Origin of the sequence: Streptomyces sp. ALI-76-A (assembly GCF_030287445.1) — a bacterium.
Taxonomy (GTDB): domain Bacteria; phylum Actinomycetota; class Actinomycetes; order Streptomycetales; family Streptomycetaceae; genus Streptomyces.
The window spans coordinates 2853281-2876880 of sequence record NZ_JASVWB010000002.1; the positions used below are offsets into that span (position 1 = coordinate 2853281).

At 72.3% G+C, this 23600-nt stretch carries 18 protein-coding genes; 13 read left to right on the forward strand and 5 right to left on the reverse strand.

Features of this window, described 5'->3' with window-relative positions; genetic code table 11:
• The first annotated feature begins 74 nt into the window (after positions 1-74).
• Positions 75-1259, forward strand: a complete 1185-nt coding sequence (locus tag QQS16_RS13825; RefSeq protein WP_286061956.1) for a winged helix DNA-binding domain-containing protein — start codon at positions 75-77, stop codon at positions 1257-1259.
• 564 nt (positions 1260-1823) lie between these two features.
• On the opposite strand, the gene QQS16_RS13830 is transcribed toward QQS16_RS13825, so the two are convergent.
• The gene (locus QQS16_RS13830; protein ID WP_286061957.1) at positions 1824-2138 is read right to left on the reverse strand and encodes a hypothetical protein; all 315 of its coding nucleotides are present in this window, start codon (positions 2136-2138) and stop codon (positions 1824-1826) included.
• A 175-nt stretch (positions 2139-2313) separates the two neighbouring features.
• Here QQS16_RS13830 and QQS16_RS13835 point away from each other — a divergent pair, with 175 nt between their 5' ends.
• The 9 genes from QQS16_RS13835 (at position 2314) to QQS16_RS13875 (ending at position 11809) form a co-directional block, all read left to right on the forward strand.
• Positions 2314-2673: an arsenate reductase family protein gene (locus QQS16_RS13835; RefSeq protein WP_286061958.1), complete on the forward strand. Its 360-nt coding sequence runs from the start codon at positions 2314-2316 to the stop codon at positions 2671-2673.
• Between the two features lie 162 nt (positions 2674-2835).
• Positions 2836-3525 carry an SCO2207 family protein gene (locus QQS16_RS13840; RefSeq protein ID WP_286061959.1) on the forward strand — a complete coding sequence of 230 codons (690 nt, stop codon included), beginning with the start codon at positions 2836-2838 and terminating at the stop codon, positions 3523-3525.
• Between the two features lie 494 nt (positions 3526-4019).
• A complete protein-coding gene (glnII, locus tag QQS16_RS13845) occupies positions 4020-5048 on the forward strand; it encodes a glutamine synthetase (protein WP_286061960.1) in 1029 nt (342 codons plus the stop codon).
• Between the two features lie 87 nt (positions 5049-5135).
• Positions 5136-6068 carry a DUF6891 domain-containing protein gene (locus QQS16_RS13850; protein WP_286061961.1) on the forward strand — a complete coding sequence of 311 codons (933 nt, stop codon included), beginning with the start codon at positions 5136-5138 and terminating at the stop codon, positions 6066-6068.
• Positions 6069-6397: 329 nt separating this feature from the next.
• Positions 6398-7006, forward strand: a complete 609-nt coding sequence (locus QQS16_RS13855; protein ID WP_286061962.1) for a winged helix-turn-helix domain-containing protein — start codon at positions 6398-6400, stop codon at positions 7004-7006.
• 60 nt (positions 7007-7066) lie between these two features.
• Positions 7067-8092, forward strand: coding sequence for an NAD-dependent epimerase/dehydratase family protein (locus QQS16_RS13860; RefSeq protein WP_286061963.1), 1026 nt, complete (start codon positions 7067-7069; stop codon positions 8090-8092).
• Positions 8093-8144: 52 nt separating this feature from the next.
• Complete coding sequence (locus tag QQS16_RS13865; RefSeq protein ID WP_286061964.1) at positions 8145-9416, forward strand: sensor histidine kinase; 1272 nt, start codon at positions 8145-8147, stop codon at positions 9414-9416.
• A complete protein-coding gene (locus QQS16_RS13870; protein ID WP_286061965.1) occupies positions 9401-10054 on the forward strand; it encodes a LuxR C-terminal-related transcriptional regulator in 654 nt (217 codons plus the stop codon). The genes QQS16_RS13865 and QQS16_RS13870 overlap by 16 nt, the downstream gene beginning before the upstream one ends.
• 204 nt (positions 10055-10258) lie before the next feature.
• Positions 10259-11809: a DUF1996 domain-containing protein gene (locus QQS16_RS13875; protein ID WP_286061966.1), complete on the forward strand. Its 1551-nt coding sequence runs from the start codon at positions 10259-10261 to the stop codon at positions 11807-11809.
• Positions 11810-11907: 98 nt separating this feature from the next.
• Here QQS16_RS13875 and QQS16_RS13880 read toward each other — a convergent pair whose 3' ends face one another.
• A complete protein-coding gene (locus QQS16_RS13880; RefSeq protein ID WP_286061967.1) occupies positions 11908-12348 on the reverse strand; it encodes a hypothetical protein in 441 nt (146 codons plus the stop codon).
• A 139-nt stretch (positions 12349-12487) separates the two neighbouring features.
• On the opposite strand from QQS16_RS13880, the gene QQS16_RS13885 reads away from it, so the two are divergent.
• The 3 genes from QQS16_RS13885 (at position 12488) to QQS16_RS13895 (ending at position 15822) form a co-directional block, all read left to right on the forward strand.
• Positions 12488-12988 carry a tetratricopeptide repeat protein gene (locus QQS16_RS13885; protein ID WP_286061968.1) on the forward strand — a complete coding sequence of 167 codons (501 nt, stop codon included), beginning with the start codon at positions 12488-12490 and terminating at the stop codon, positions 12986-12988.
• A 49-nt stretch (positions 12989-13037) separates the two neighbouring features.
• Entirely contained in the window at positions 13038-14960 is a 1923-nt protein-coding gene (locus QQS16_RS13890; RefSeq protein WP_286061969.1) for an amino acid adenylation domain-containing protein, read from the forward strand.
• Positions 14961-15105: 145 nt separating this feature from the next.
• The gene (locus QQS16_RS13895; RefSeq protein WP_286061970.1) at positions 15106-15822 is read left to right on the forward strand and encodes a TetR/AcrR family transcriptional regulator; all 717 of its coding nucleotides are present in this window, start codon (positions 15106-15108) and stop codon (positions 15820-15822) included.
• 9 nt (positions 15823-15831) lie between these two features.
• Here QQS16_RS13895 and QQS16_RS13900 read toward each other — a convergent pair whose 3' ends face one another.
• The 3 genes from QQS16_RS13900 to pulA form a co-directional block, all read right to left on the reverse strand.
• A complete protein-coding gene (locus QQS16_RS13900) occupies positions 15832-16185 on the reverse strand; it encodes a 5-carboxymethyl-2-hydroxymuconate Delta-isomerase (RefSeq protein WP_286061971.1) in 354 nt (117 codons plus the stop codon).
• 200 nt (positions 16186-16385) lie between these two features.
• Complete coding sequence (locus QQS16_RS13905; protein ID WP_286061972.1) at positions 16386-18008, reverse strand: fused response regulator/phosphatase; 1623 nt, start codon at positions 18006-18008, stop codon at positions 16386-16388.
• 69 nt (positions 18009-18077) lie between these two features.
• Positions 18078-23480 (reverse strand): pullulanase-type alpha-1,6-glucosidase, encoded by a 5403-nt coding sequence (gene pulA, locus QQS16_RS13910; RefSeq protein WP_286061973.1) that lies wholly within the window; start codon positions 23478-23480, stop codon positions 18078-18080.
• Positions 23481-23600 lie beyond the last annotated feature (120 nt).

The window sequence follows — 23600 nt, forward strand, 5'->3', positions numbered from 1 at the left end:
TCTCGGCGGCGTCCGATTGTCAGTGGTGTCCGGGAGGATTCCCGCACGGAGGCGTGAGGGATGAGGAGGCCGGCATGGGTGACGAGGCGCGGTACATCGGCGTGGCGGAGCGGCGGGCGCGGCTCGCGCTGCGGCACCGGCTGGCCGGAGCGGCGCGAGCGGCGGGGCCGGAGGAGGTCGCCGGCTCCCTGGTCGCCCTGCACGGCTCGGACCCGGCGACGGTGTACCTCGCGGTGGGGGCGCGGCTGGTGGATCCGGCGGGGACGGTTCCGCAGACCGGCCGGGCCTTGTACGAGGACCGCACGCTGGTCCGGATGCACGGCATGCGACACACGGTCTTCGTGTTCCCGACGGAGCTGACCGCGGTCGTGCACGCCTCGACCGGGCTCACGGTCGCCGCGCGGGAGCGGGCCGCGCTGCTGAAGGACATGGCGGCGGCCGGGGCGCCGGACGCGGCCTGGCTCAAGGAGGTCGAGGAGTCGGCACTGGCCGCGCTGTCCCGGCGCGGACAGGCGACGGCGGCGGAACTCGCCCGGGACGAGCCGCGCCTGCGGGAGCAGTTCGCGTACGCGGCCGGGAAGAGCTACGCGGGCGTGCACACCGTCTCGACCCGCCTGCTGAGGGTGCTCGGCGTCGAGGGCAGGGTCGTCCGCGGCCGGCCGCTCGGCTCCTGGACGTCCAGTCAGTTCCGCTGGGCGGTGGCGCCGGCCCACCCCGAACTGGACCCGGCCGAGGCGCAGGCCGCGCTCCTCGAGCGGTGGCTCACCGTGTGCGGACCCGCCACGGAGGCCGACCTGAAGTGGTGGACGGGGTGGAAGGTGACCGACGTCCGCCGGGCGTTGGCGGCGATCGGAGCGCGGTCGGTGTCCCTGGACGAGGGCACGGGCCACGTCGTCGACGGCGACGTCGGGCCGGTGGCGGAGCCGGCCGAACCGTGGGCCGCGCTGCTCCCGGCGCTCGATCCGACGGCGATGGGCTGGCAGCAGCGGGACTGGTACCTGGCACCGGAGTTGCGGCCCGCCCTGTTCGACTACAGCGGCAACGTGGGGCCGACGGTGTGGTGGAACGGGCGGGTGGTGGGCGGGTGGGCCCAGCGCCCGGACGGAGAGATCGTCTGGCGGATCCTCGCCCCGGACGGGGTCGGGCGGGACGCGGAGGCGGCGATCGCGGCGGAGGCGGAGCGGTTGCGGGAGTGGGTGGGGACGACGCGAGTGACGCCGCGTTTCCGGACACCGGTGGAGAAGGAGTTGGCACGGTAGGGGCGGGACGGGCACCGGAGGACGCGTGGCCGCCACCGGAAGGCGGTCGCCCGCCGGAGGAGCATGCCCGCCGTTCCAGGACGCCGACCCGCCACCCGAGAGGGCGTGACCGATCCTGGAGGGCGGTCGGCAGCCGGAGAGGGCGCGACCGCCTCAGGGCGCGAGCCCAGCGAAGGGCGCCGACCCGCCACCCCAGGGCGAGCGGCCACCGGAGCAAGCGCGCCCCTCCAGAAGGCGGAAGGCCCCGGAGAGCGTGCGATCAGCCGTCGGAGGCGCGGGTCCGCCGCGGGAGAGGGCGCGACCAGCCGCCGAACGGCGCGGGTCCGCTACGTGAAAGGGCGTGAGGCGATCCCGGAGGACGCGCGGACCGGCCCGCAGGGCGATCGACCGCCGGAGCAGGCGTGGCCCTTCCCGAGAGCGGAAGGCCGCCGGAGCAGGCGTGGCCCCCGGCGGAGGGCGCGGACCGACCCCGGCCGGTGCGGGCCCGACTCCGGGGGCGGTGCCCTCCGTCGGGGGCGCGCGGGCGCCGGGAGCCCGGTGGGGCGGGGCGCCCGGCGCCGTGGCTCACCTCGAGTAGCGCATCAGCGCCCGCACCATGTGACACGTCGTGTCCGACGGCGGATGGACACCGATCATCTCGGCGGCGTCCCGGATCGTCTCGTCGCGGGCCTGGTTGGGCAGGTACACGCCCGAGTCGAGCAGGGCGATGGCGAGGCGCATCGCCTTGAGACGACGGTTGTGGCTCACGTACCACTCACGCGGGCGTCCCGGCGGCAACGGCCGCTTCTCCACCGGCTCGTACGGCAGATCGAGCAGAACGGGACGCTTCGCGGTGGACTGGGTCGGCAGCGGCTTCGGCTTCAGTGCGGCAGCGGGCACAGGCATCCTCCTGTCGCGGTCAGGGCGTCACGCCGGGGACTTCGGCGACCCCGGCAACACCCTCGAACACTGCTTCTATTCTACTGCCCGCCACTGACAAAAGCCCCTGGCCACAAGGGCTTTCGGGGGTGGTGTGACGCAGGTGGAGAACGGGTTCTCGCGTACCGTGGACGGCATGGAAATCTGGATCAACCCGGCCTGTTCCAAGTGCCGCAGCGCGCTCTCCCTGCTGGACGCCGAGGGCGCGGACTACACCGTCCGCCGCTACCTGGAGGACGTACCGGGCGAGGACGAGATCCGGGACGTACTGGACCGTCTGGGCCTGGAACCCTGGGACATCACGCGCACCCAGGAGGCCGTCGCCAAGGAACTCGGCCTCAAGGCGTGGCCGCGGGACGCGAGCGCGCGGGACCGCTGGATCGAGGCACTCGCCGCGCATCCGAAGCTGATCCAGCGGCCGATCATCACGGCGGACGACGGAACGGCGGTGGTGGCCCGGACCGACGAGGCCGTACGGGACGCCTTGTCCCGTTAGCCCCCAGGCCGGAGGAGGGAGCCAGGGCGGTCGCCCCCAGTACCGGTAGCCCCGACTCCCGTGTGACGCAGGTAACTTCAGTGACTCCTGTCACCACTGAGCAGCATCGTTCGGTATCTCGTACATAGCGGCGTACGCTCCCCGACCACTCAGGAGTCGCGCATGTCGCGCAGGAGAACCCTCGGTACGAAGAAGAAGATCGCGCTGCTGGTCAGCGCGGCGGCGGTGGCGGGAGGCGGTGCCTTCGTCATGGCGAGCACCTCGAACGCCGCGGGTCCGCAGTCCGCGGCGGAGTCGACCGTCTGTCAGGGACTCGCCACCGCCCTCGGCAACAACCAGAAGTTCATCGCCGACCAACGGGCCGCTCCGGACGCGCAGTCCGCGGCCAGGGTCGCCAACCGCGAGGCGGTCATCGCGCAGATCGAGCGCCAGCAGGAGGCGTCCGGGTGCGTCGTCGGGGAGTCGGCTCAGGACTCCCAGGCGGCACAGCCCCCGCAGACCGCCCAGCCCTCGCAGACCGCCCAGCCTCCCCAGGCCGCGCAGCCCGCGCCGAGCGCCCCCGCCGCCTCGCCGCCCCCCGCGGCGGGAGGCGGCGCGGCCACCGGGCAGCAGGTGTGCAACGGCTCGACCATCACCCTGTCCGGTGAGGGCGGCGCCCCGGCCGCGTCCAGCAACCAGTTCCCGGCGGGCACCAGGCTGAAGGTCACCAACCTGGACAACAACAAGTCCACGACGGTGGAGGTCACCTCGGTCTCCGGCAGCTGCGCACTGCTGAACAACGCGGCCTTCGAACAGGTGCGTGAGCCCGGCAAGTTCCTGATCCGCCGGGCCGTGATCGAGAAGGTGGGGTGACGCCGTTCGCGTAGGAACCCGCTGAGGCGACGGCCCGTCCGGAGGGCGCGGCGTGCGGCGGCGTGTGGGGACACGTCCGGCAGGACCGCTGTCCCGGTACGCGGCAGCTGCTCACCCGCCCCGGGCCGTCACCTCGTACGTGTCACAGGTTCGGCTGTTCGCGGCCACGAACAGCCGAACCGGCATGTCCGGGGCCCGTGGCGCCCGCGGGGTCCTGCCCCCGCGCCGGCCCCTCACGCACATCGCATACGAGCCGTCGTGCGCGCACACGCGAGCCCGCGTCCGTGAGCGCGGACAGCGGACTCCCGGCCCGTGGCGGCGCCCTCACACAGTGAATCGCGACACAGCACCACCAGGTAACACCGGGTTCACATTCGGGCAATGATCGGGAAATCGCCTGTTGGCAGGCTGCCGGGCATCCACCGCGGCGCCCCAGTGCCGTAGCGCCGCAGCACCCGCACGTGCGTCTGACCCACCCCCGAAGGAAGTGGCCCGTGACCTTCAAGGCTGAGTACATCTGGATCGACGGCACCCAGCCGACCGCCAAGCTCCGCTCCAAGACGAAGATCCTGGCGGACGACGCCAAGGGTGCCGAGCTGGGAATCTGGGGCTTCGACGGGTCCTCCACGAACCAGGCCGAGGGGCACTCCTCGGACCGTGTCCTCAAGCCGGTCTTCTCCTGCCCGGACCCGATCCGCGGCGGCGACGACATCCTCGTGCTGTGCGAGGTCCTCAACATCGACATGACGCCGCACGAGTCCAACACCCGTGCCGCGCTGACCGAGGTCGCCGAGAAGTTCGCCGCGCAGGAGCCCATCTTCGGCATCGAGCAGGAGTACACGTTCTTCAAGGACGGCTACCCGCTCGGCTTCCCCAAGGGCGGCTTCCCGGCCCCGCAGGGCGGCTACTACTGCGGTGTCGGCGCCGACGAGATCTTCGGCCGTGACATCGTCGAGGCGCACCTCGACAACTGCCTCAAGGCGGGCCTCGCCATCTCCGGCATCAACGCCGAGGTCATGCCCGGCCAGTGGGAGTTCCAGGTCGGCCCGGTCTCCCCGCTGGAGGTCTCCGACCACCTGTGGGTGGCCCGCTGGCTGCTCTACCGCACCGCCGAGGACTTCGGCGTCGCCGCCACCCTGGACCCGAAGCCGGTCAAGGGCGACTGGAACGGCGCCGGCGCGCACACCAACTTCTCCACCAAGGCGATGCGCGAGACGTACGAGGCGATCATCACCGCCGCCGAGTCGCTCGGTGAGGGCTCCAAGCCGCTCGACCACGTCAAGAACTACGGCGCCGGCATCGACGACCGCCTGACCGGTCTGCACGAGACCGCCCCGTGGAACGAGTACAGCTACGGCGTCTCCAACCGTGGCGCCTCGGTCCGCATCCCGTGGCAGGTCGAGAAGGACGGCAAGGGCTACATCGAGGACCGCCGCCCGAACGCCAACGTGGACCCGTACCTGGTGACGCGGCTGATCGTCGACACCTGCTGCACCGCGCTGGAGAAGGCCGGACAGGTCTGATCCGTCCAGCCGCTTCTTCCGAGGGGGCGCCCGCCATACCGGCGGGCGCCCCCTCGCGTTGTCGGTGGGGCGTGTCATCGTGGGGACATGGAGATCGACGGGGACCCGGCCGGCCGTCTGGCCGTCAAGGTGCAGACGGAGAACTGGCAGACACACGCCCGGATTTCGGCGGCGCGGCTGCGGGAGCTGGTGGGCCGGATCGGGGGCGCCGGGGACCGCTTTCTGACCGTCCAGCGGATCCCCGACATCCCGGACGTGTTCGCCCAGGTGTGGCACGAGGAGGGCGGGGACTACCGGCTGGAGCACCGGCTCGGTGAGGACGGGTTCCACGGGGTGAACCTGACCGACCCCGGCCGGGTGGCCGGGCTCCTGACCGGCTGGGCGCTCCAGGAGGCCGGCTGGGACGCGGGCGTCGGGTGGGAGCCGGTCGACCTCGGACCGCGCGAGGAGGTCCCCGAACTGCCGGACGCGGTGCGGGAGAAGGTCGAGGCGCGGGTCCGGACGCGGCTGCGCGGCGGCTACGACAGCCGGCGGGAACTGGCCGGGCTCGCCGAGGAGTACCTGGCCGAGGGTGACCGGCGGCCGGTCTCCGGGGCCCAGGCCCGGCGGCTGGTGGACCGGCTGTGGCGGGAGCGGCTGGCCGAGCAGGAGACCTGGCGGGGTGTCACCGACCCCGAGCGGCTCACCCGCGCCTTCGAGGCGCTCGACGCGGCCGGCATCACGGCCCGGGAGCACTTCGCCTGCTGCCGCAGGTGCGGCATGGCCGAGATAGGCGCGGAGGGCGAGGGCGCGCGGGGCTTCGTCTTCTTCCACCAGCAGTCCACCGAGAGCGTGGCCGAAGGGCAAGGCCTGGCGCTCCACTACGGCGGCTTCGACGGCACGGACGGCACCACCACCAGCGTCGGACACGAGGTCGTCGCCGCGCTCCGCGCCGCCGGGCTGTCCGCCCAGTGGGACGGCCGCCCGGACACCGCCCTCTCGGTCACGGACCTGACCTGGCACAAACGCCTGGTGGGATGAGGCCGGCACCGTCGGCCGCACGCCAGGCAGGTGTCCGAGGTGTGAGAGGAGGGTCCTGGTGGCGGCCGGTGTCTGCTTCAATGGGGCCATGGTCGGCATCCAGAAGCACACCGCGACAGGTCGCCATGACCTCGAGCCCTTCTGGCCCTCCCGTCAGCACCACGACTTCGACCGGGTGTGTTGCCGCGCGATGAACGCGCCGGCCCTCTAAAGCCGTTCACCCCGGCCTTCGGCCGGCGCGAAAAGACGTAGGTCCTCGACGAGCCCGACCACGAAGCCGGGTCGTCGACCTCCCCGACCCGCCTCTCGCGCGAAAGAGCTGACGTCTCATGGCGACCACTCGTTCCCTCTCCACCGCCCCCCGCACCGGCTCGTCCGCCCCGGCCGACGGCTCCGCCCGGCACCGTCTGCGCGCCGTCGACCGGGACGAGGTGGTCGAGATCGCGGACTTCCTGCCGCCGGGTGCCACCTGGCTGCCCGCTCCCCCGCACACCCTGCCCACGCTGCCGGGCCGGCCGCCGATGGTCGGCTACCTGGTGCTCGTGCCGGCCGGCCAGCAGCCACCGTTCCCGCCGGCCGCGGTGCCCGGCCTGCCGCTCGCGGCGACCGCGCCGGAGACCGACGAGAAGGCCCTCGACCCGGTCGAGCCGCTCGTGCGGGTCGACACCGTGCGCCGTACCGCCGCCGTGGACGGGCGTGAACTGGACCTGACCTACCTGGAGTTCGAGCTCCTCGCGCACCTCGTCACGCACCCGCACCGGGTGCACACCCGCGACCAGCTGGTCGGCACGGTGTGGGGCTACGGACATGTGGGCGACGGCCGTACCGTCGACGTCCACATCGCCCGGCTGCGCCGCAAGCTGGGCTCCGAGCACCGACGGGCGATCCAGACGGTGCGGCGGGTCGGCTACAAGTACGCGCCGCCGGCCGGACACTGACCGTCTGCCGACAGCAGACCCCGGTTCCCGCCCGCGGCCGGACCGGGCAGAGTCGTCGGCATGAGACTTCTGCTGCTGGGCGGGACCGAGTTCGCCGGACGGGCCGTCGCGGAGGCCGCCCTCGGGCGCGGCTGGGACGTGACGGTGTTCCACCGGGGACGCCACGAACCACCCGCCGGTGTGCGGTCGCTGCGCGGCGACCGCACCGCGCCCGACGGACTCGCCGCCCTGGACGGGGCCGACGGCGACTGGGACGCCGTCGTCGACACCTGGTCGGCGGCGCCCCGGGCGGTACGGGACGCGGCGCAGCTGCTGCGGGACCGCGCCGGCCGGTACGTGTACGTGTCGAGCTGCTCGGTGTACGCCTGGCCCCGGCGCGCCGGGTACACCGAGGACGCGCCGCTGGTGCAGGACGCGTCCGCCGACGCCGGACCGACCGACTACGCCCGGGACAAGCGGGGCGGCGAGCTGGCGGCCGTCGGGGCGTTCGGCGCGGACCGCTCCCTGCTGGTGCGGGCGGGCCTGATCCTCGGGCCGTACGAGAACATCGGCCGGCTGCCGTGGTGGCTGAACCGGATCGCCCGCGGCGGGCCCTTCCTCGCCCCCGGCCCGCGCGCGTTGCCCCTCCAGTACGTCGATGTCCGTGACCTCGCCGAGTGGATCCTGGACTCGGTGGAGCGGAGGACGAGCGGGCCGTACAACCTCGTCGGCCCGCCGGGACACGCCACCATGGGCTCGCTGCTCGACGCGTGCCTGGCCGTCACCGGCGCGCCCGCCGAGCCGCGCTGGACCGCCCCGGAGACGATCCTCGACGCGGGCATCGAGCCGTGGCTGCACCTGCCGGTGTGGCTGCCGCCGGACAGCGAGGGGCACGCCTCCGTGCACGGCGCGGACGTCTCCCGGGCGCTCGCGGCGGGTCTGCGCTGCCGTCCGGTCGAGGACACCGTGGCCGACACCTGGCGGTGGCTGCGGGACATCGGCGGCGTGCCGCCGCAGCGCCCGGACCGGCCGGCGGTGGGCCTTGACCCGGAACGGGAGGCGAAGGTCCTCGCGGCGGGTGGGGGTGTACCTGGCACCACCCCCTGACCGGGCGTCCAGGCCCCGTGTCCCGCGCCGCCGCCTCGGCCAGACTGACGTCATGACCATTGCGACGAAAAGCGGCGGCGACAGCGCACGGGTACGGGGCGTCGGACGGGCGGCGCTGCGGGGACTGGGCCTGGCGCTGGTGGTGCTGCCGGGGGCGGTGCTCTGCTTCACGCTCTCCGTGGTGTCGATCGCGCTGATCCCGATCGGCCTCGGGATCGTCACCACCCCGTGGGTGCTCACCGGGGTGCGGGTGTTCGCGGACTGGCGGCGGGTCCTCGCGGCCGAGTGGTACGGGGTGCGGATCCCGTCGGCGTACCGGCCGCTGCCCGAGGACGCCAACCCGTGGACGCGCACCTCCGGGATGCTCCGTGACCCCGCCACCTGGCGGGACCTGCGGTGGCTGCCGGTGGACATGACGGCCGGGTTCGTCACCGCGCTGCTGCCGGCCGCGCTGCTGCTCTACCCGCTGGAGGGGTTCGCGCTGGCGGCCGGGCTGTGGCGGGTCTTCCCCGACGGGTACTGGTACGGGTTCGTGCCGGTGACCGGGCAGGGCTCCGCGTTCGCCGCCGCCGCGCTGGGTCTGGTCCTGCTCTTCTTCGCGCACTTCCTCACCCCGCGGCTGCTGGAGGGACACTTCCTGCTGACCCGGGCCGTGCTCGGCTCCGGTCAGCGCGAACTGGCCGAGCGGGTGCGGGTGCTGACCGAGACCCGGCGGGACGCGGTCGACACCTCGGCGGCCGAACTGCGGCGCATCGAACGGGACCTGCACGACGGGGCGCAAGCCCGGCTGGTCGCCATGGGCATGGACCTCGGCACCGTCGAGGTGCTGCTGGAGAAGGACCCGGAGCAGGCCAGGCGGCTGCTCGCGCAGGCCCGTCAGTCCTCCGCCGACGCGCTCGCCGAACTGCGCGACCTGGTCCGGGGCATCCACCCGCCGGTGCTCGCCGAACGCGGACTGGGCGACGCCGTACGGGCGTTGGCGTTGCGGCTGCCCGTGGCCACCGAGGTGGAGGTGGACCTGAGCAGCCGGCCGGACGCGCCCGTGGAGTCGGCGGCGTACTTCGCGGTCAGCGAGGTGCTGACCAACGCGGTCAAGCACTCCGGCGCCGACCGGATCTGGATCGACCTGCACCACGCGCGGGCCGAGGGCATGCTGCGGATCTCGGTCACCGACAACGGCAGCGGCGGCGCGGTGACCGGGGCGGGTTCGGGCCTTGCCGGAATCGAACGGCGACTGGGTACATTCGACGGCGTCCTGGCCGTCAGCTCGCCCGCGGGCGGTCCCACCATGGTCACCATGGAGATCCCTTGCGCGTTGTCCTAGCCGAAGACCTGTTCCTGCTGCGCGACGGACTCGTCCGGCTCCTCGAGGCCTACGACTTCGAGATCGCCGCCGCGGTCGAGACCGGGCCGGAGCTGGCCCGGGCACTGGCCGAACTGGAGCCGGACGTCGCCGTGGTCGACGTCCGGCTCCCGCCCACGCACACCGACGAGGGTCTGCAGTGCGCGCTCGACGCCCGCCGGAACAGACCCGGGCTGCCGGTGCTGGTGCTGTCCCAGCACGTGGAGCAGCTGTACGCGCGCGAGCTGCTCGCCGACGGCAGCGGCGGGGTCGGATATCTGCTCAAGGACCGGGTCTTCGACGCGGAGCAGTTCGTGGACGCCGTACGACGGGTGGCGGCGGGCGGCACGGCGATGGATCCGCAGGTGATCCGGCAGCTGTTGTCCCGGCGGGCGGCCGACGACCGGCCGCTGGGGCGGCTGACCCCGCGCGAACGGGAGGTGCTGGAGCTGATGGCCCAGGGCCGGACCAACGCGGCGATCGCCGAGAAGCTCGTCGTGACGGAACGGGCGATCGCCAAACACACCTCCAACATCTTCGCCAAACTGGGCCTGGAGGTGTCGGACGACGACAACCGACGCGTCCTGGCGGTTCTCGCCTATCTGGACCAGGACCGCTGAAAAAGGGCCTCGCTTTTCGCACCTGCCGTGTTGGATCAGCAACTGCGGGTACTACAGAGGTAGTTGTGTCTGCATGGACGTACGAAACTCTCACCAATTTCTGAGACGGCTGAACACCCGTGGGACTCCCCGCGTATGGAAGGGAGCCGCTTCACTCCTGTCGGGCGCCTCGATGCTGCCCCGCAAGGAAGTCAGAGGAGTTCCATGGGACGCAACACACGTAAACGCCGTTCGTCGATGGCCACGAAGGCCGTGGCAGCATCGGCGGCCCTAGCGCTCGGTGGGGGCGGGCTGATCTGGGCGAACTTCTACGCTTCGGCGCACGAGTCCAACGACTCGTCGCAGAACCAGACCAAAGCCGCCGCAGGGCAGATAGCCACGATCTCCTGCCCGGATGTGGGGCAGAAGCTGACGAGCGTGCCCGACGGGGCCCGCGCAGGTGTCGACAAGGAGCTGGCGAACCTCGACAAGCAGATCACCGAGGCCTACGCCCGGCTCGCTTCCACGCGCCAGGCCCAGGCAGGTGACCCGGGCTTCGTCCAGAACGCGATCGTCGGCCCCCTCAAGGACAAGCGGGCCGCCACGATCGACCGCATCCGGATCAACATCCAGCGGGTCGGCGGACAGGCACAGAACCTGAGCCAGCTCGCCGCCTGCACCCCGCAGGCCGCCACTCCGGAGACCAACGCCGGTGAGGGCGACGGCGGTCAGAACCAGGACGGCGGTCAGAACGACGGCGGCCAGGACGGCGGTCAGGATGACGGCGGCCAGAACGAGGGCGGCCAGGACGGCGGCCAGCAGCCCGGCAACGGCGGTCAGGGCGGCAACGGCCCGGTGGCGGCCGACTTCCAGGACATCACCACCGTCCAGCCCAACAACCAGCTGGGCGTCGGCGCGAACGGTCTCGCCGCGAACGGCAGGTCCGGTTCGCGGGGCACCTTCACCACGGTCTGTGGCACCAACAGCAACGACAATCACAACACGGACAACGTGATCGTCGCCCCCGGTGTCACCAACGGCGCGCACCACCTGCACGACTACGTCGGCAACCAGAACAACGACGCGTTCGCGAGCGACGAGGACCTGGCTGCCGCCGACACCAGCTGCCAGAACCAGGGCGACAAGTCGTCGTACTTCTGGCCCGTGCTGCGTCTGCAGGACGGCACGCAGGACTTCGACCAGAACAACGCCGGTGGCGGCACCGAGGGCAACGTCGGCAAGATCCTCGAACCCGTCCAGGCGCAGCTCAAGTTCGTCGGCAACAAGAAGAGCAAGGTCGTCGGCATGCCGACCGGCCTGCGCATCATCACCGGTGACGCCAAGTCGTTCGTCAACGGTCTCGCCAACGCCAACGTCAACTGGAGCTGCACCGGTTTCGAGGACCGGCAGCTGAAGGACAAGTACCCGATCTGCCCCGAGGGCAGTGACGTGGTCCGCGTCTCCAACTTCCAGAGCTGCTGGGACGGCCAGAACATCGACAGCGCCAACCACCGCACCCACGTGTCGTTCGTCCAGGCCGACGGCACCTGCGCCAACGGCTTCAAGGCGATCCCGCAGCTCCAGGTCCGTCTGGTCTACGACGTACCGGCCCCGGCCATCGAGAACGGCCAGGTCGTGAACCCGTTCGCGGTGGACTCCTTCCCGGAGCAGCTGCACAAGCCGATCACCGACCACAACGACTTCATCAACTTCTTCTCGCAGAACACGATGAACAAGATGGTCAACTGCATCAACACCGGCAAGAAGTGCAAGTGATCACCGAGTGACCCACTGGGTGATCGCTGAGTGACCCGCAACGGGAAGCCGGCGGTGAGGACTTCCTCACCGCCGGCTTTCCGCTGTGCGGGTCCCGGTCAGTGAGCGGAGTGCGTGGCGCCGTCGGAGGGCTCACCCGACTCGTGCGCGGAGTGGTCCGTGCCCTCCTCGATGTCGCCGCCGAGCGTGCCCCGCAGGGCGGTCACGGTGCTGGTCTCCCCCACGGCCACCCACTTGCGGCCGACCAGGTAGTGACCGCCGTAGTCCTTCGCCCCGTTGATCCACTCGCGCTGGCCGCGGTCGGTGCTGAAGGTGGCGAGGATGAACTTGCCGTCGGGGTTCTTGCACACGGCCTGGCGGATCTCGTCGGCGTCGGTCTGCATGTTCGGCGTGCACTTCACCTCGGCCGCCAGATGCTCCAGGCTGCCGGTGGCCGTCTCGGGTACGGCGTCCTTCGCCTCGCCGGAGCCGCAGCCCGCCAGCGCCAGCGCCAGCAGCGCCGCGCCGATCGGAGCGAGTGTCGGTCGGGTCACCCTCATCTGTTCCTCCGGAGTCGCACGCATCAGACCATGCCTCGGCCGACCCCGGCGAGGGGCCCGTCCTCTTCGATACGGCTCCGGGGCCCGCCCCGCTCAAAATGCGGTGCCCCGACCGGCACACCCGTGCGAGGGTGTCCCGGTGAACCGAGACTGGGAAGAGCGCGTGGCCGCCGCCTGGGCCGCCTTCGACGACGACCCCGAACAGGACGCGGCCGGGTTCCGGGCCCTGATCGACACCCTCGTCGCCGAACTGCCGGACGGCAGCCCGCTCGGCCCCTTCGAGCGGGCCTGCGCCTGGGACTCGACCGGCCACTCCGACAGGGCCGTGCCGCTGTACCGGGAGGCGCTCGCCCTCGGCCTGAGCGGCTACCAGGGGCGGCGCGCCAGGATCCAGCTCGCCAGTTCCCTGCGCAACATCGGGCAGGCGGAGCAGGGCGTCAAGCTGCTGACGCCCGAACTGGACGCCCCGTCCGACGAGTTGGACGACGCGGTACGGGCGTGTCTGGCGCTGTGCCTGTCCAGCCTCGGCCGCGACCGTGAGGGCCTGTCCCTCGTGCTGGGCGCCCTGGCCCCCCATCTGCCGCGCTACCGGCGGTCGATGGCGGACTACGCCCGTGCCCTGGTCACGCCGGAGGGCTGATTCCCCCGGGTGGCGGTGACCATCGGACGATTCGCTCGTTCTGCTGAACGTGCAGTCACAGGATGTCGCCCCGCCCACCGCACCCGCCGCCTCGTCCGACCCGCTCGTGGATGTCGAGCAGGCCGAGGCCGCACTCGTCGAGCACTACCCGCGGCTCGTCCGGCTCGCCTATCTGGTGCTGCCGCCGGGGCTCGGCCGCAGCCGACGCGTCCTGACCGCGCACGCCCTCACCCAACGCGCGCTGCCCCGCGGCCGGACGCCCGCGCCCGTGATCCCGGCCCAGTCGGCCGGCCGCGACGGCGACCCGGGCTACACCCTGGTCCGCCTCCAGGTGCTGCGTACGGCGCTGAAGGCGGGCCGGCCGGTCAGGCACCGGATGTGGCCCAGGAGGTCCCAGCTGCCGCCGCCGCTGCCCCAGGTGTGGGGCCTCAAGCTGTTCCCGCGCTCGGGCGGCGCCGACGAACTCGCCCTGGACCAGAGGCTGTCGGCCCTGTCCGGTGCGGGCCGGGCCGCGTATGTGCTGCGCGGCCTGGAGAAGCTCCCGGACGGCGACGTCCGCGAGGTACTGGAGGCCGCGGGCGTCGCGGACGTGGACGCCGCACTGGACGAGGCCGACGAGGTACCCGCGCGGTACGCGCTGCTCGACTCCCCCGAGTTCGACCCCTGTTCGCTCCAGGCCCGGCCCACCGACCTGATGCGCCGCAGGCAGCACATGAAGGCGGCGCTCGCCGCGGCCGCCGCCGTCGCCGTGTGCGGCGCGCTGCTCGGCCTGCCCGGTGACGGCTGGGGCCCCGACGGCGCCGCCGCCCCGCCGTACGCCCAGAACCCGGCGGCCCAGGCAGCCCTGGACCCGGCCACGCTGACCCGGGTCGCGCCCGCCGCGTGGGAGTCCGCCACGCGTGCCGACTTCTCCGTGTGGCCGGCGCGCGGCGAACTCACCGGCGACACGGCTCTGCTGCGCCGCGCCCTCGCCGTGTGGGCCCGCCCCGGCGAGACCGTCCAGGTGTCCGCGACCCCGGGCACCCCGTCGGGCGGTCCCGCCGGACCGCCCCAGCTGCTGTACGCGGGGGTCGTCGACACCGCGCGGGTGGTGATCCTCCACGACGGTCTGCGCGTCGTCCGCTACGCCGAGCCGAAGGACGGCACCCAGGGCGCCGCGCTCGACTTCGCGCGGGTGGACGGCGCGACCGGCGCCGCGGCGAGCGCGGTGGTGCTCGGCCGGGCCGACGGCAACGTCCGTTATCTGACGGCGCCCTGGGTGACGAAGGCGGCCGAGCGGGACCTGACGAAGCCGGGCTCCGGCGCGATGGACCTCACCCTGACCGACGGCCGCACCGCGCCGCTGGCCAGCCCCGCCGTCCGGACCGGCGCGTGCGCCTCGTGGAACGTGCTCCAGCTGACGGACGCCTCCGGCACCCGGGTGCTGACCGACCTGGGCGAGCTGGTTCCGGCCCACCTCACCACCGGGCGGCCCGGGTCGGCGCGCGAGGCGTCCGGTGCCCGGGCCCTGCGCGTCTGGGCGCCGTTCGCCTGCTCCCTGTCCGCCGTGCGCGCCGCGGGCGTGCGGAGCGTGAACACCTGGGAGTTCGCCGCGCAGCCGCTGCCCGACGCGAGCGGGTCGGCGGCGTGGGTGTGCACCCGGGCCGAGACCTGGCGGGGCGGCGGGACACGCGTCCTGGCGCAGTTCCACACGCCGGGCGGGGCGTACGGGGCGGTCGCGGCGAAGGCCGAGAACGTGCCGGCCTGCGGTCCGCGCGACCCGCACGTGCTCGCCGGGGTGCTGTGGAAGTCGGGGGCGGGGTCCTGGTACCTGCTGGCGGCCGGCAGCCGGGACACCGCGTCGATCACGGCGACGGGCGGGGTGGCCGGCTCCGCGCGGGGCAGCCTGCTGGCCGTGAGAACCGAGCAGGGGGCCAAGGCCGGGCTGAAGGGGACCTTGCAGAGCGGGCGGGCGGTCGACGGACTGGGCTGACCGATGCTGGGCCGCAACTCCGGTCGTAGGCAGGGACGTCGCCGGTCCCGGAGGCCCGGACGGGTGAGCGTCCTGTGGGGGACGGGTGAACACCGATGGCCGGTCCGATCCGTTCGAGGCCGGATTCGATCGGTAAGGTGTTCGTATGACTACCGGGGTGCGCCGCAGGATGGGTGTCGAGGAGCGGCGGCAGCAACTGATCGGCGTCGCCCTGGAGCTGTTCAGCGGCCGGTCGCCGGACGAGGTCTCCATCGACGAGATAGCCGCGGCCGCCGGTATCTCGCGGCCGCTGGTCTACCACTACTTCCCCGGCAAACTCAGCCTGTACGAAGCCGCGTTGAAGCGTGCCGCCGACGATCTGGCGAGCCGGTTCGTGGAGCCGCACGACGGTCCGCTCGGGGCGCGGCTGCTGCGGGTGATGGGCCGCTACTTCGACTTCGTCGACGCCCACGGACCCGGTTTCTCGGCGCTGATGCGCGGCGGCCCGGCGGTCACCGTGGGCGGACCCCGCTCCCTGGGCAACGTCTCGGCGACGAACGCGCTCATCGACTCCGTACGCCAGGCCGCCTACGACCAGCTCCTGGCGCATCTGGGGGTGACGGACCCGCCCGCGCGGCTGGAACTGGTCGTCCGCTCCTGGATCTCGCTCGCCGAGGCGACGGCGCTGATCTGGCTGGACGGCCGCCACATCCCGCGCGCCGAACTGGAGGTGCAGCTCGTGCACGACTTCGGGGCGCTCGCGGCCGTGAGCGCCGCGCACGACGAGGAGATGAGCGGGCTGCTGCGCCGCGTGCTGAAGGACGAGCCGGGCGACGGGCCGTTCAGCGACCTGGCCGCCCGGCTGCTCACGCTGACGTCCTGACCGGCACCGTCAGCGGTCGACCTTGCGGTAGGAGGTGTCGAGGTCCCGCACCTCGACGGAGGCGTGCAGGGCGAAGCCGCCCTCCTCGATGTGCCGGGTGAGCAGCTCCACCACGGTTTCGGTCAGCTTGGACTTGGTCTCCTCGGTGCGTCCGGCGAGCAGGCCGATGCTCACGTGCACGACCGCGTGCCCCTCCGCCTCGTGAGCGACCAGCGTGTACTCGGAGGCGCGGAACTGGGTCTTGCACGCCTCCGGCTTCGCCGCCGCGATCTCGACGACGGCCGAGTGCAGGGCATCGGCGAAACCGGCCCGGTCGAAGGCGGACGCCATCGTGGCGGAGTAGTCGACGGTGATCTGCGGCATGTGGGCTCCTGTTCCTGGGGTCAACAGGAGCCACCCTAGTGCCGCGGCAGGCAACGTTCGCCCCGTCGCGACGCCCGGCACGCCCTCTCGCCGCACCGGCCGAAAGCCCAAGTACATCCAGTACGAGGGCTTCCGGCCGGCACGCCGAGAGCACGCACCGGACGCCGCTCCTTGACGGGCAAACGTTGCCTGCCGCGGCACTAGTTCTTCACTTGCAGCGCCAGCATGGCGATGTCGTCCTCACGGTCGTGACCGAAGCAGGCCAGGAGGGTGTCGCACAGGGCGTCCAGTCCGGGCAGGGCGCCGGAAGCCGCCGCGCGGAGCTGTTCCATGGAGATCTCCAGGTCCGTGCCCCGGTTCTCGATCAGGCCGTCGGTGACCATGAGGAGCCGGTCGGTGGGCTCGAGGAACAGCTCGGTGGGCTCCGGGTGGGGCAGGCCCAGGCCGAGCAGCGGGCCGGCGGCCTTGGCGTAGTCGGCGCTGCCGGTGTCCCGGATGATCAGCGGCGGGATGTGGCCGGCGTTGGCGATGCGGACGCGTCCGGTGGCGGGGTCGACCAGGATCAGGCAGACGGTGGCCGTGACGTAGGCGTGGTAGTGCTGGAGCATCCGGTCGAGACGTGCGGCGAGGACCGCCGGGTCGCTCTCGTCGACGCAGTAGGCGCGCAGCGCGTGCCGGATCTCGACCATGACGGTGGCCGCCTCCAGGGAGTGCCCGACCACGTCCCCGACCGCGGCGAGCACGCCGCCCGGGGTGCGCAGCGCGGCGTAGAAGTCGCCGCCGATCTCGGTGTCCCGGGACGCGGGCACGTAGCGGACCACGACCTCCATGCCCGGCAGCTCGGGCAGCCGGTGCGGCTGGGGCAGGAAGCTGTGCTGGAGGGTGAGGGCGACGTGCCGCTCGACCTGGTACATGAGCAGCGGCTCGGCGGCCAGCGCGGTGGCCTGGGCGAGCCGGGCGACCAGGGCCTCGTCCTCCGGGTTCACCGGGCGCGTCCCGCGGGTGGGCGTGGCCAGGCACACCGCGGAGTTGCCGTCCTGGGTGAGGTTGAGCACCAGGCGGGCGTCGTGCTGCACGCCGGGCCGGAAGAACCCGGCGGGCCACATCGGCGCCGACACCGTGGTGATCTGCACCCCGGCCTGCCCCCGGGTGAGCCGCCGCAGCAGGTGGGCCACGGCCCGGTGGGCGCCCTCGTCGGGCAGCGCGAGCGAGGTGCGGTCCCGGGAGGTGGCGCGTACCAGTTCGTCGTCGGGGCCGAGGACGAAGACGGCGGCGGGAGCGCCGGTGAGCCGCGCGGTGCCGTCGGCGGCGGCGTCGGCGAGTTCCTGGAGGGAGCGTGCCGCCTGGATGGTGACGATCGTCTCCGACAGCAGGGTCAGCCGCCGGGCCAGCGCCTGGTCGTCGGCGCGCAGCCGGGCGGCGCGCACCGCGGCCCGGACCACCGCGTCGATCTCCTCGGGCTCGGCGGGCACCGTCAGATAGGCTTCGCCGCCCGCCTCCAGCCCCTGGCAGCGGTCGCCGGGGGCCACGGCGGCGGCCGAGAAGTGGACGACGGGCAGGCCGGCCATGTGCGGCCGGGCCTTGAGCCGGCGGCACAGTTCGAAGCCGCTCATGTCCGGCAGGCCCACGTCGACGAGGGCCACGTCGGGCAGGGTGCCCTTGCGCAGCCGCACGTCGAGTTCCACGAGTGCCTCGGCGCCGGTGGCGACCGCGACGACCTGGTGACCGGCGCGGCGCAGCACGGCGCCCATGGCGTACCGACTGGCCGCCACGTCGTCCACGACCAGCACGGTCGTGTCTGTCCGCTTGCCGTTGACGTCCATATCAGCCCCTGGACACACCGGTGGGGCAGACCGGGGTTCAGGGTCTGCCCCACCAAGGTAATGCCCTTGTCAGGGAGTCGGCGAGAATACGGCCACGGTCCGCCCCGGAACGGCGAACGTGCCCGATACACGCTCGTGGGACGCGGACTTGACGATAGGGTCCGCGCCCGCCGCCTGCGCCGGGTGCAGACGGTAGCCGGTCCCGGCGAGCGCGTGGACGCGCTGCTCCTGCCGTCGCGGCGTCGCGTTGAACACGACGACCAGGTCCCCGAGCCGCATGGTGATCACTCCCGGCGTCTCGTCCTTCCCGGACAGCGGGAAGGAGAGGGCCGACTGCACCTGTCCGGCCGTGTCGAGGGAGAAGACCCGTTCCGTCGTACGGATCCGCAGCAGGTCCCGGTACGCGGCCGAGGATCCCTCGATCTGCGGGCAGCCGACCCGCACCGTGCTCAACAGGGGCTTGGCGTACGGCCACTTGGAGGCGTTGTCGGCCGCCATCGGCAGTCCGCGGCCGAAGCCGTTGCCGTCCTGGCAGTTCCAGTGGACGGCGTTGAACCAGTCGCCGCTGTCGTAGGAGTTGCGGTCCAGGGACTTGGAGCGCAGCAGGTCGGTGCCGGCCTGGGAGAGGGACGGTCCCTGCGAGAGGGTGGCCGTCGCCATGGCGAGGACCTGCGCGCGGGCCCGGTCGGACGGGGAGGTGCCCGCCGGCAGCTTGAAGGCGAGCGCGTCGAACAGGGTCTCGTTGTCGTGCGCGTCGGCGTAGGCGAGGGCGTCACCGGGGGCGTCCGCGTACCCGGCGGGCTGGCCGTTGTAGTCGACCTGGGCGCCGGTGACCTCCTTGCCGGCGGTGTCGGTGAAGGTGAACGCCTTGAGGTTGCCGGAGAGGCCCACCTTGATCAGGTCCTGGTAGTGCAGCAGGCGGGCCTTCTGCTCGGCCGGAGTGCCGTTGCCCGTCGACGCGTTGGGGTCGGTGGACAGGCCGGACGCGAAGCCCTGGACGCCGGGGTCCTCGTCGAAGGGGCCGCCGCCGCGCACGGCGTCACGGGCCCGGTCGGAGAAGGTGGCGACGCCGGTGCCGGCCATGTTCCGCTGTGTGGCCTGCACGAAACGGGCGTCGTCGGCGACCTCGCCGAAGTTCCAGCCCTCGCCGTACAGGATGATCTTCCTGCCGTCGACGCCGTCCTCGGCCGGGGTCAGCGCGTCCAGGGCCTTCCTGACCGCGAGGATGTTGGCCTTCGGGTGGTGGCCCATCAGGTCGAAGCGGAAGCCGTCGACCTTGTACTCCCTGGCCCAGGTGACGATCGAGTCGACGACCAGCTTGCTCATCATGGCGTTCTCGGTGGCCGTGTTGGCACAGCAGGTGCTGGTGGCGACCGACCCGTCGGCGAGCAGCCGCTGGTAGTAGCCGGGCACGATCCGGTCGAGGACGCTGGTGTCCGCCTGGCCGCTGGCGGCCGTGTGGTTGTAGACGACGTCCATGACGACCCTCAGGCCGTCCTCGTTCAGCGCCTTGACCATCTCGCGGAACTCGACGGTACGACGGGTGCCGTCGGGGTCCGTCGCGTACGAGCCCTCGGGAACCGTGTAGTGGTAGGGGTCGTAGCCCCAGTTGTAGGCGTCCTTCGCGGCGGCCTTCGCCACGCACTCCTGCTGCTGGTCGGAGTCGGCCGGGTGGGAGGGCAGGTCGCAGTCGGCGGTCGTCCGGTCGGACTCGCGCTCGGGGATGGTGGCGATGTCGAAGGCGGGCAGGAGATGCACGTACGACGTGCCCGCCTTCGCCAGCTTCCGCAGGTGCCGGGAGCCGTCGCTGTCCTGGTCGGTGAAGGCGAGGTAGGTGCCCGGGTGCGCGGCCGTCCGGTCGGCGACCGAGAAGTCCCGGATGTGCAGCTCCTGGATCTGGGCGTCCTTGAGGGGCACGGCCTTGGGCTTGACCAGTGAGGACCATCCCTTCGGGGCCAGGGACCCGTCGGCGAGGTCGACGAGCAGGCTGCGCTCGGAGTCCGCGGTCAGGGCGACCGCGTAGGGGTCGGTGACCTTGTTGGTGACGACCTGGCGGACGCTGGGCGCCCACACCGTCACGACGTACCGGTAGGGCTTGTTCTTCCAGGACCGGGGGCCGGTGACGGACCAGACTCCGGTGGTGGCGTCGCGCCTCATGGGAACCGTGGAGCCGGCCACTTCGAGCTTGACGGACTGCGCGGTCGGCGCCCAGACGGCCGGCGTGGGACGGCCGTCGCGGAACGTCGGCCCGAGCCGCGCCTTCGTCGCGGCGGGGTACAGATCGTCGAGCGCGCCGGCGATCTGGACCCCCGTCGCGGCGAGGACGGCACCGTTGGCGGCCCGCTGGGAGGCGACGAGCTGGCCGGTGAGGGCCTCGCGCACCCGGTCGCGGTCGCGCGGGTCGACGGACCAGGCGGTGGAGTCCTTCAGGTGCGGGAACCTCGCCTTCTGGGCGTCGGTCAGCGTGGTCCTCGACAGCCGGAGCCACCTCTGGTCGTCGCTGCTCAGCGTTCCGTCCCGCACCTCGATCGAACCGTCGCGGGAGGACAGCAGCTGGGTGGAGGCGGCCGCGGCGGAGCCGTTCCACACGACCGTGTTCCGGTCGGTCCACACCGCCCTGGACGTGGTGAGGTCCAGTGCGGCGGCGGAGCCGGCCGGCTGCGGGAGCAGGTACTTCTGCTCGCCGCTCAGCAGCCACACCTCATGGCCGTTCGCCGTGAGGTCGAGCGACTGGTCGGTGGGCAGGTCCTTCTCGTCGCCCTTGTGGAGGATGTAGCCGAGGCTGGTGGCACCGCTGGTGAGCGGGACCTCGAAGACCGCGCCGTAGGGGTCGGTCCGCACCGGCTTCAGGGGGTGCGACCAGTCGGTGGGAGTCGCGGCGCCGGTCCAGACATGCAGGCCCCAGCCGTCGTAGTCGGCGTCGGCGCGGTGGTAGTGCAGGACGGCCTTGGTCCGGTCCGGGGCCGGGACGTCGGGCCGCTCGGTGCGTACCTCCGCCTTGCCCTGCTCGATCCACACCTCGCCGGTCCGGGTGACGTCGATCGTGCGGTCGGCGGAGACGTCCTTGTCGCCGTCCTCGTCGATGACCAGGAACCCGACGTTCGAGGCGCCGGGCTTCAGCTTGACGTAGGCGAAGGCGCCGTACGCGTCCCGGCCGATGAACGGGTGGCTGTCCGGCCAGGTGGTCGACTCGCCGTCGGCGAGGTCGCCCCAGGCGTACAGGCCCCAGTCGGCGTAGTCGCCGTCGGCGCGCTTGTAGTGCACGATCACGTGGTCCCGGGAGGAGGCGGTGGGGATCTCGGGGGCGGGCGGGGTGCCGGTGGTGCCGACGGCCGTCGCGCTCGCCGTGCGGCCCGCCGAGTCGACGACGACCGCCTTGTAACGCAGGGCGGTTCCGGCCGGTACGTCCTGGTCGAGGGTCTGCGTGACCTTGTACGGGGCGTGGTCGGCGGAGCCCAGGGTCCGCCATCCGCCGGTGCCGACCTGGGCGGCGAAGACGACCCGGTTCAGCTGTCCCCCGGCCACGTCGGCGCTCAGCTCGACCGTGCCGGTGGCTCCGGCGGCGGGGGCCTTCAGGGTGATCGTCGGCTCGGTGGCGGGCTCGGGGAGCCGGCCGGCCGCCTTGAGGACGATCGCCGACCCGGCCGGGACGGTGACGGTGATCTTCTTGCCGGCGTCGGAGGCCGTCGTGGCGGACGTGCCGTGGATCCCCCGGAACCGCGTGCCCGCCGAACCGGTCGGGAAGGTCGCCGTCCTCGCCTCGGCGGCGTTGTTGAAGGCGACGACGTACTCGGTCCCGGACCGGGCGTCGGTGCGGGAGACGGCGTAGACACCGGGTCCGTCGGCCGCGTACCGCTCGGTCTGCACGCCGTCCGTCAGCGCGGGGTTCGCCTTGCGCAGCGCGGCGAGGCGGGCGATCTGCCGGTACAGCGGCGCGCTGGTGTCGTAGGCGTCGCTCGCGTGGGTGCGGTCGGTGCCGATCTCGTCGTCGTCGAGGTAGTCGGCGGTGCGGGAGGCGAACATCGGCTGGCGGGCGTCCTTGTCGCCGCCGGCGCCGGTGAAGCCCTGCTCGTCGCCGTAGTAGACGACGGGGTTGCCGCGGCTGAGGAACATCAGCTCGTTGGCGAGCCTGTCCTTCCGCAGCAGCTCGGCGTCGGTCGCCCGCGGGTTGTCCTGGCGCAGGAAGTGGCCGATGCGGCCCATGTCGTGGTTGCCGAGGAAGGTGACCTGCTCGTACGCGTTGGCCTTGTCGGTCGTGTACCTGTAGTCGTCACCGAAGACGGACGCGAGCTTCCGCGCGCTGCCGCCCTGGGAGGCGTACTGGCGGGCCGCCTCCTGGAAGGGGAAGTCGAGCGTGGCGTCGAGACGGCCCTGGGTGACGTAGGGCGACGTGACCGACGTGTCGGCGGAGTAGACCTCGCCGAACATGAAGAAGTCGTCGCGCCCCTGCCTGGCCGCGTAGGCGTCCAGGGCCGTCGCCCACTGGGTCCAGAACTCCATGTCGACGTGTTTCACGGTGTCGATCCGGAAGCCGTCGATGTCGAAGTCCCGCACCCAGCGCTGGTAGATCCGCTCCATGCCGCTGACGACCTCGGGGCGCTCGGTCCACAGGTCGTCGAGGCCGGAGAAGTCCCCGTACGTCGTCGACTCGCCGGCGTAGGTCGAGTCGCCGCGGTTGTGGTACATCGTCGGGTCGTTGAGCCAGGAGGGGACCTTGACGTCCTTCTTGGCGGCGGGCACCACGGGGGTGCGCGGGAAGGAGCCGGTGTCGACCCGCGGGAACCGGCTGCCGCCCGCGTGATCCGCGTCGTCGAAGGGCTCGCCGTCCTTCGTCAGGTACGGGAAGGCGCCCTTGGAGAGGTACTCGTAGGACTTCTCCTGGTAGTCGACGACGTCGGCGGTGTGGTTGGTGATGACGTCGAAGAAGACCTTCATGCCCTTGGCGTGGGCCTTGGAGATGAGGTTCTCCAGGTCCTGGTTGGTGCCGAAGTGCGGGTCGACCTGGGTGAAGTCGGTGATCCAGTAACCGTGGTAGCCGGCGGAGGCGTTGGCGCCGGTGCCCTGCACGGGCTGGTTCTTGAAGATCGGGGCCATCCAGAGGGCGGTGGTACCCAGGCCCTTGATGTAGTCGAGCTTCCTGGTCAGGCCCTTGAGGTCGCCGCCCTGGTAGAAGCCCTTGTCGGTGGGGTCGTAGCCGGTGGCGAGGCGGGAACCGGTCAGGCCGCCCCGGTCGTTGGCGTTGTCCCCGTCGGCGAAGCGGTCCGGCAGGACGAAGTAGAACTGCTCGCGGGTGAGGTCGTGGCGGGCGGCGGTCTTCGCCAGCTTCGCGTCGGACGGGGGCGCCGGCGGGGCGTCGGCCCGGGCGGCGAGGGGCTGGACGAGCGCTGCGGTCAACGCGGTCGCGACGACCGCGGCGACCCGTCCGGCGTGGGTGGTACGGCGCCTCGACGGCACCGGCCATCTCGGTATCACGGCAGTGAACTCCTTGCGATGACGGCTCTCGTGGGTCCGACCCCGCGCGACCGTATCGCCGCCGAAAGACTTTCAGCAAGGGTCCTGCAATGACCGGAAAGAACTTTCAATTTGGACGAT